A 1,701-nucleotide genomic window follows, 5' to 3' on the forward strand; every position below is an offset into this window, starting at 1 on the left:
TTTTATGGTAAAAAAGGAAATCGATATGTTAACAGAGAATTATATTAGTAATATCCAAAATCTAAATCGTATCAATATTTTGGATGAAATCTTACTTCAATATATTCATAAAGCTAATATACAATCAGACAGTCAACAAAAAATCTCTTTCTTTTTAGGCGGTGGCAGTAACGCTGGCAAAAGCACTTTTAGAAAAAGATTAAAAGAAAGTGTTGGGAATATTCTTATTATTGATTCCGATGAATTAAAAAAAGAAATCCCCGAATATCAAAAGATGCTTGATGCAAACCCTGAAATAGCTGCATCAATCGTTCATAAAGAAAGCTCATTAATGGCTTCTAAACTTTTAGAAAAAGCTATTGAAAGGGAAATTTCCCATATTTTTGATGGGACTCTTAAAGATACTCAAAAGTATATCAATTTCATACATTTACTTAAACAAGCAAAGTTTGAAGTAACATTGACAATTATTGATGTACCGGTAAAGATAGCTTTGAAGCGTAATCGTATTCGCTATGAAGAAGCAAAAGCAAATGGTGATTTCCCTCGATTAGTACCAGATGAAATTGTTATCCAGAGTCATTCTATGATTGCGAAATCATTTGTTGCATTAAAAGATTTAGTGGATCATTGGGCAATAGTTGATACTCAAGACAATTCAGATGAGGTTATTGCTACAGGGAGTTTGGGTAAAGAAACTATACTTAATAATAAGAAGTATCAAGAATTTTTAAGTAAATAATTTTTTTATTTTACTTTACTTATTAATTAATGTAGTATTATTAAGTTAAAGGAGAGGTTTATATGATGAACGCTTTAGAAATGATTAATGCTACTGTTGCTAAAGGAAATATGGGGCCAAAGCAGGATTTACTGCGTAAAAATGCTCAGTATATAGAGAGCTTCGAACGCAATAATCGTGAAGAAGAGTATCAGGCATATGTTTCCTCCTCAAAAGAATCTGAAAATAAAGTTCCTTGTTTAGGTCGGTTCTAAACACATACGAAAAAGAAAAAGGTAAGCTCATACTTACTTTTTTCTTTTTTATTTATCAAAAGTAGAAATTTGCAAAGAAGATTTTTGCAAAGTATCTTTTTATAAGTTATACTTTAGTTATTAAATGATAAGTTCGAAAATATATATCTATGAGGAGATGATGAAATGGCGATAACTATCGTGGTAGGGAACTTTAAAGGTGGCGTAGGTAAGACAAAGGTGTCAGTGATGGCGAGCTGGGAGCTGGCAATGGCACGTGGTAAAAAGGTGCTTTTAGTCGATATGGACCCTCAAGGCAACGCGAGTACTTTAATTGCGCGTTCAACAGGTGTAACGGAGATTAATACGAGTATTTTTGAAGGGTTCCAAAATGGCTCTTTAAAAGAGTGTATCGTCGAAGTGACGGATAACCTGCACATGATTCCGGCACAAGTATCGTTCAAAAACTTCCCGAAATTTTTATATGCCAATGTAAAAGAAGAAATCGATCAAGTTTCTTATTTAAAGAAGCTACTTGATCCAATTCGTGACGAGTACGACTACATTTTCATCGATGTACCACCAACAATTAGCGACTTCTCGGATAATGCAATGATGGCTGCGGATTATGTATTAATTATCCTACAAGCTCAAGAACTATCGCTTGAAGGCGCCGAAACGTATATAAAATACCTACAATTCATGGCAGACAACTATGATGCGGAC

3 protein-coding genes are annotated in these 1,701 nt (G+C 33.5%); all 3 read left to right on the forward strand.

Features of this window, described 5'->3' with window-relative positions:
* A partial coding sequence (locus tag QI30_RS19095) for a zeta toxin family protein (protein WP_126992094.1) occupies positions 1-742 on the forward strand: 742 nt, incomplete at its 5' end.
* A 62-nt stretch (positions 743-804) separates the two neighbouring features.
* Positions 805-996, forward strand: coding sequence for a hypothetical protein (locus QI30_RS19100; protein ID WP_126992092.1), 192 nt, complete (start codon positions 805-807; stop codon positions 994-996).
* Between the two features lie 165 nt (positions 997-1,161).
* Positions 1,162-1,701, forward strand: a 540-nt coding sequence (locus tag QI30_RS19105; RefSeq protein WP_126992095.1) for an AAA family ATPase, incomplete at its 3' end; no start/stop codon positions are given.

This window comes from Candidatus Kurthia intestinigallinarum (assembly GCF_003991225.1).
Lineage (GTDB): Bacteria > Bacillota > Bacilli > Bacillales_A > Planococcaceae > Kurthia > Kurthia populi.